This window comes from Chloroflexota bacterium (assembly GCA_018648225.1).
In the GTDB taxonomy this organism is placed as follows: Bacteria; Chloroflexota; Anaerolineae; order Anaerolineales; family UBA11858; genus NIOZ-UU35.
On record JABGRQ010000149.1, the window covers coordinates 2,851 to 9,067 of the forward strand.

Sequence of the window (6,217 nt, forward strand, 5' to 3'; positions counted from 1 at the left end):
GGATGTGATTGGCGATGTAACTCGCTTGCGGCAGATATTGGTCAATTTGCTTGGAAATGCCATTAAATTCACTGAAAAGGGCGAAATTATTACCCGCGTTGCCCTGGAATGTCAGGAAGGCGAAGAATGTATTCTCCATTTTTCGGTTCAAGATACGGGCATCGGAATACCGCCGGATCGGATTGAACATTTGTTTGAATCGTTTACACAAGTAGATGCATCAACAACGCGTCGCTATGGGGGAACGGGTTTGGGCTTAGCGATCAGCAAACAATTGGTTGAGATCATGGGGGGGGAAATGTGGGTTGAAAGCGAACTGGGCAAAGGCTCAACTTTTCATTTTACAATCCGCGCAGAAAGAGCGCCACAGCGCCTGAATAATGCCGGGGGAGAAATAGGATTGATTGAGGATGTGCGCGTTCTGATTGTGGATGATAATGCCACCAATCGACTGATTCTGATTCGACAGTCTAAATCCTGGGGGATGGAGCCCTTTGCCGCGGCCAGTGGCGATGAAGCTCTCACCTGGATTCGCAACGGCGAAAAATTTGATCTTGCAATTTTAGATATGCAAATGCCTGATATGGATGGTGTCATGCTTGCCGAGGAGATCAAGCAACACTATCAGGGGACGATCCCGCTGATTTTATTAACATCCTTTGGAGGGCTGGAAGAGATTCCTGCACATATTGAATTTTCGGCCCGCATGAGCAAGCCCGTTAAACCATCTATACTTTACAATGCTATCGCAGAGATTATGAATCAGCGCGACCAGCGTGCGATTCCCATCCAGCCTGCGGTTAGTAAGACATCCGATGACTTTAATGAGAATATGGGTATTGAACATCCATTGCACATTCTATTAGCTGAGGATAATCTGATCAACCAGAAAGTTGCTACCCGAATTCTTGCGCGGCTAGGGTATCGGGTCGATGTTGCCAGCAATGGTATTGAAGCGCTACAGGCCCTCGCCCGCCAACATTATGACGTTGTTCTGATGGATATTCAAATGCCCGAAATGGATGGCGTAGAAGCCACGCGCCGCATTTATCAGAAATATACTGAATCGGAGCGCCCGCGCGTTATTGCCATGACCGCACATGCGCTGGAAGGGGATCGTGAGCGCTATCTGGGGGTTGGGATGGATGATTATGTTAGCAAGCCGGTGCGCGTCGATGAGCTTGTTCGCGCGTTGAAACGTTGCAAATCGCACACTCTGGCGATAGGTGGTTCCGATGAAAAAAAATAAAGTATTGGGCACTACCCAGAAATATTTGCTGGTAGGGATCGGGTTTGGATTGATATTTCCTATTGTGGGCACCTTGCTTTCGGTAGCATTTTCTGGCAAAGAAATTTCTTGGGCCGCGCTTTGGCAAGTGCAAGCAACGAATCCATTGCTGTGGATCATTGACATGGCTCCGATTTTCCTGGGAGGACTGGCTGCTTTTGCCGGTCAGCGGCAAGGCCGTCTGGCTGACCTTCATGCACAGCTTGAAGGTATCGTGACGGATCGCACAAAAGAGCTTGAAGACGGCTATCGGGTTCAGGAGGTTTTGAATTCGCTGTTATATATCGCCATGGAACCTAACTCGCTAGAAAAAAAACTTGAATGGTCATTGAAGGCGATAATCAGCACGCCCTGGCTGCCAATGCGCGCGCAGGCAGGAATTTTTTTGGTCGATGAAGCTCATCCAGATATTTTGAAACTGACTGTTCATCACAACCTCAATGAACACTTGCTAATACTATGCAAGCGTGTGCCGTTTGGGCATTGCCTGTGCGGACGTGCTGCGCAAAGCAAAGAAATTGTCTTCGCTAGTTGTGTTGATGATCGTCATGAAACAACTTTTGATGGCATGGGGCCGCATGGTCATTATAATGTGCCTATCCTCATGGGCGAAGAAATCCTTGGGGTCATTGTTCTTTATGTTGAAGAGGGCCACCAACCTGGTGACCATGAAATTCCATTCTTGAAGGCCGTTGCTAACATCATAGCTGGGATGATCCAGAAAAAAAAATCAGAAAAACGCTTGCGCCTGCAGGCATCTGTGATGCAGGCTGCAGCTAACTCGATTGTGATCACAGACCTTCAAGGTACTATCGAATGGGTTAATCCTGCTTTTACCCTCACGACCGGGTATTCGTATCGCGATGCCATCGGAGGAAACCCGCGCATCCTGAAATCGGGTAAACACGATCAGGCATATTATAAAGACCTTTGGGCAACCATTCAGGGTGGTGGTGTTTGGCAGGGGGAGATGGTAAACCGGCGAAAAAATGGCGAATTATATTTTGAGGATGTGACCATCACCCCGGTAGTGGATGATAAGGGCGAGATTTCAAATTACGTTGCCATCAAACAAGATATCACTGAGCGAAAGCGCGCTGAAGAAGAAATTCTTGTGCAAAAGCAGTATTTTGAGAGTCTGGTGCATATTAGCCCGATTGCCGTTGTCATCTTGGACCTGCAACACTGCATTATGGATTGTAATGAAGCTTTTGAAAAACTCTTTGGTTACTCAAAAGAAGCTGCCCTGGAAAGAAATCTGGATGATTTGATAGTTCCCGAGGCAGAATTTGAACTTGCTGAGTCGTATACCTACAGTGTCAAAGAGGGCAATCTTGTGCATGGATTCGCACAACGCGCCAATAAAAATGGACAATTGATGGATGTCGAATTTTTTGGGGTGCCGGTGGTAGTGCAAGGCGAGCAAGTAGCTATCTTGGCGCTTTATCACGATATTTCCGAATTAGTTAAAGCTCGCCGTGAAGCGGAATCGGCTGCGCAAACGAAAGCAGAATTTTTGGCAAATATGAGCCATGAAATTCGCACGCCATTGAATGCAATTATTGGCATGACAGGATTGCTGCTGGATACGCCCCTGGATATTGAACAAAAAGATTTTGCTAGTACCGTGCGCAGTAGTGGCGATGCTTTGCTGACGATCATTAACGATATTCTCGATTACTCCAAGATCGAAGCGGGAAAAATGGAAATGGAGCAGCAGCCGTTCATGGTGCGGGAGAGCATTGAGAGCGCTCTCGATTTGCTAGCCTCAAAAGCGGCTGAAAAAGGTCTGGAAATCGCCTATTTGGTGGAAGGTTCTGTGCCCGGCGCGATTATCGGCGATATTACCCGTATTCGTCAGGTACTTGTGAACTTGCTGAGCAATGCGGTTAAATTTACCGATCAGGGCGAAGTGATCGTGCGGGTATCCAGCGAGACCCTGCCACATAATAACTTACAAGTTCACTACCAGGTTCAAGATACGGGTATTGGCATCCCCGAAGATCGGATGAATCGTCTGTTCGAATCCTTCTCTCAGGTGGATGCCTCGACCACACGAAAATATGGCGGCACAGGTCTCGGATTAGCGATCAGCAAGCAGTTGGTTGGGCTAATGGGTGGCAGAATATGGGTGGAGAGTGTAGTTGGGCAAGGAAGCACATTCCACTTCACAATCATGAGTTCGCCAGCTCCGGCCTCATTCCAGGCGGAAACACATCTGCCTCAACCACTTATGGATGGCCTAAAAGTATTGATTGTGGATGATAATGCAACCAATCGGCTCATTTTGATTCGCCAAACGAAAACCTGGGGCCTGGATCCGCGCGCCGCCGCCAGTGGGGCTGAGGCGTTGGGGTGGATTCGCAGCGGCGAGAAATTTGACTTCGCAATCCTGGATATGCAAATGCCCGAGATGGATGGCGCCATGTTGGCTATTGAGTTGCGAAAATTTATTAGCGAAGATGAACTTCCTCTGATTTTGTTGACATCGCTGGGCGGCTGGGAGATGATACCTGATGAAGTTCAATTTACTGCCCGTCTCAACAAGCCGATCAAACCGTCGATCTTGCATGACACCATTATGAATGTGATGGGCAGCCGCTTCCCCGAGCAAAGCCAAATGGCGAAGCCTGCCGAAAGTAAACCGGAGTACGATCACGAACTGGGCGAGAGGCATCCATTGCGCGTTCTTCTGGCGGAGGATAACCTGATCAATCAAAAAGTTGCTTTGCGCATTCTCGAGAAACTGGGTTATCGTGCAGATATCGCCGCAAATGGTTTAGAAGTTCTGGATGCGCTGGAGCGCCAAAAATATGATGTTGTGCTTATGGATATTCAGATGCCAGAAATGGACGGCGTAGAGGCCACTCAGCGCATTCTGGAGAAGTATGTGGACAGGAATAAACGCCCAAAGATTGTAGCAATGACTGCGAACGCGCTGGAAGGGGATCGGGAATTATATCTCAGACAGGGAATGGATGACTATGTCAGTAAACCGATCCGAGTGCCAGAATTGGTTGCTGCCCTGGAGCGTTGTTAAACATCTGGCGCGGATCAGTCGCAAAAAAAGGGTGTGCATGAGATGCGTAGCATCCCATGCACACCCTTTTTTGTGAAATCTTGATTGCGAAAGCGTGATCCTGAGCAAACGGTTTTGTTCAGAAACAGGTCTATTATTATCAAGGGCGCTACGCGTCGCTGTTGATAAAATCCTCAACTTTTTGACGTGCAATATCATCGGTAAATTGTTGGGGAGGTGATTTCATAAAATAGCTGGATGGCGCAATCAATGGCCCCGCAATTTTACGATCAAGTGCAATTTTGGCACAGCGCAATGCGTCGATCATCACGCCAGCCGAATTAGGCGAATCCCAAACTTCGAGTTTTAGTTCGAGATTCAGCGGCACATCGCCAAAGGCGCGCCCCTCCATGCGAATCTGCGCCCACTTGCGGTCAGTCAGCCAGGGAACATAGTCGCTGGGGCCAACGTGCACATTTTCGTCGCCAAGATCGTAAGGGAGTTGGCTGGTGACAGCCTGAGTTTTCGAGATTTTTTTGGATTCCAACCGATCGCGGTCGAGCATATTGTAGAAATCCATGTTGCCGCCAAAATTTAACTGGTACGTGCGATCTAAGTGGATGCCGCGATCTTTGAACAGGTTAGTCAACACGCGGTGTACGATAGTTGCGCCCACCTGACTTTTAATATCATCCCCAATAATCGGCAACCCGCGATCCAGGAAGCGCTTGCTCCAATATTCAGAAGTCGCAATAAACACCGGAATCCCGTTGACAAATCCACACCCGGCTTCGAGAACTTGTTCCACATACCATTTGGTCGCCATTTCGGAGCCAACCGGCATGAAGTTAATCACTACATCGGTTTGAGTTTCTTTGAGAATCCCAATAATATCATCGGTTGGGCCAGTCGCCTTTTCTACTTTGCTGCCCAGATATTTGCCCAGCCCATCATGTGTCATGCCGCGATGAACCGGCACATTTAGATGCGGAACTTCAGTAAAGCGAATGGTATTATTGGGTTCAGCCCAAATTGCTTCGCTGAGGTCTTTGCCAACTTTGGAAGCGACAACATCAAATGCTGCTGAGAACTCAATATCGCTGATATGGTACCCTCCCAGAGTTGCATTCATCAAACCGGGGATCTCCATCTCATCCGTGGCGTTGCGGTAATATTCTATCCCTTGCACAAGTGACGATGCGCAGTTGCCCACCCCAATAATTGCCACGCGGACTTTATTGCGTTTATTTGCCATTTATATTCCTTTCTTAAGTCAATGATAAGCCCCTTAGCGTAACCTCCTAAGGGGCAAATTTGGTATGCTGACATAGACGCCGCAGTTGGGTAGTATTATACCCCAGAGAATAACCACGCGAGAACCTGAGATAGAACTATGTGTTTTCTCGACATCTGTTTTATTTTCAGAAAATCTTTTAGGTCAATGCTGCGCGGAAAGCCTGAACATTCTTGGTGACGCTGGCTTTTTGGTTAAAGATAGCCGAACCGGCAACGATGACATTCGCGCCTGCCGCAACAATCTCGGCCACGTTGTGGGTTTTTACACCACCATCGACCTCAATATCCACATGTTGCAAGCCGCGCGTATCCAGCATTTGCCGCAAACGGGTAATTTTGGCGCTGCTGCCAGGGATGTAGGATTGCCCGCCGAACCCCGGATTGACCGACATAATCAAAACCTGTTCGACTGCTTCGAGAATTTCTTCAAGTGTAGCCAGTGGTGTAGCCGGGTTCAGCGTAACGCCGGGCTTTACACCAAATTCGCGGATTTGCTGCAATGTGCGGTGCAAATGCGGGCAGGTTTCTACATGAACGGTGATGATGTCTGCACCGGCCTTGGCGAATGCCGGAATCATCAATTCAGGTTTTTCGATCATCAAGTGAACATCCAG

General features: G+C 48.3%; 4 protein-coding genes. 2 read left to right on the forward strand and 2 right to left on the reverse strand.

The window, feature by feature from the left end; translation table 11 throughout:
- Both HN413_14230 and HN413_14235 read left to right on the forward strand, forming a co-directional pair.
- The coding region (locus tag HN413_14230; protein ID MBT3391553.1) for a response regulator at positions 1–1,249 on the forward strand (1,249 nt) is incomplete at its 5' end.
- Positions 1,236–4,328, forward strand: a complete 3,093-nt coding sequence (locus HN413_14235) for a PAS domain S-box protein (GenBank protein ID MBT3391554.1) — start codon at positions 1,236–1,238, stop codon at positions 4,326–4,328. The genes HN413_14230 and HN413_14235, both read left to right, overlap by 14 nt.
- Positions 4,329–4,476: 148 nt before the next feature.
- On the opposite strand, the gene HN413_14240 is transcribed toward HN413_14235, so the two are convergent.
- Both HN413_14240 and HN413_14245 read right to left on the reverse strand, forming a co-directional pair.
- A complete protein-coding gene (locus tag HN413_14240; GenBank protein MBT3391555.1) occupies positions 4,477–5,562 on the reverse strand; it encodes an inositol-3-phosphate synthase in 1,086 nt (361 codons plus the stop codon).
- A gap of 178 nt (positions 5,563–5,740) precedes the next feature.
- The coding region (locus HN413_14245) for a ribulose-phosphate 3-epimerase (GenBank protein ID MBT3391556.1) at positions 5,741–6,217 on the reverse strand (477 nt) is incomplete at its 5' end.

What these genes read in the sequence shown, in the direction of transcription:
- HN413_14235 (MBT3391554.1), top strand. Translation starts at nt 1,236, where the DNA reads ATGAAAAAAAATAAAGTATTGGGCACTACCCAGAAATATTTGCTGGTA.
- HN413_14240 (MBT3391555.1), bottom strand. Translation starts at nt 5,562, where the DNA reads ATGGCAAATAAACGCAATAAAGTCCGCGTGGCAATTATTGGGGTGGGC.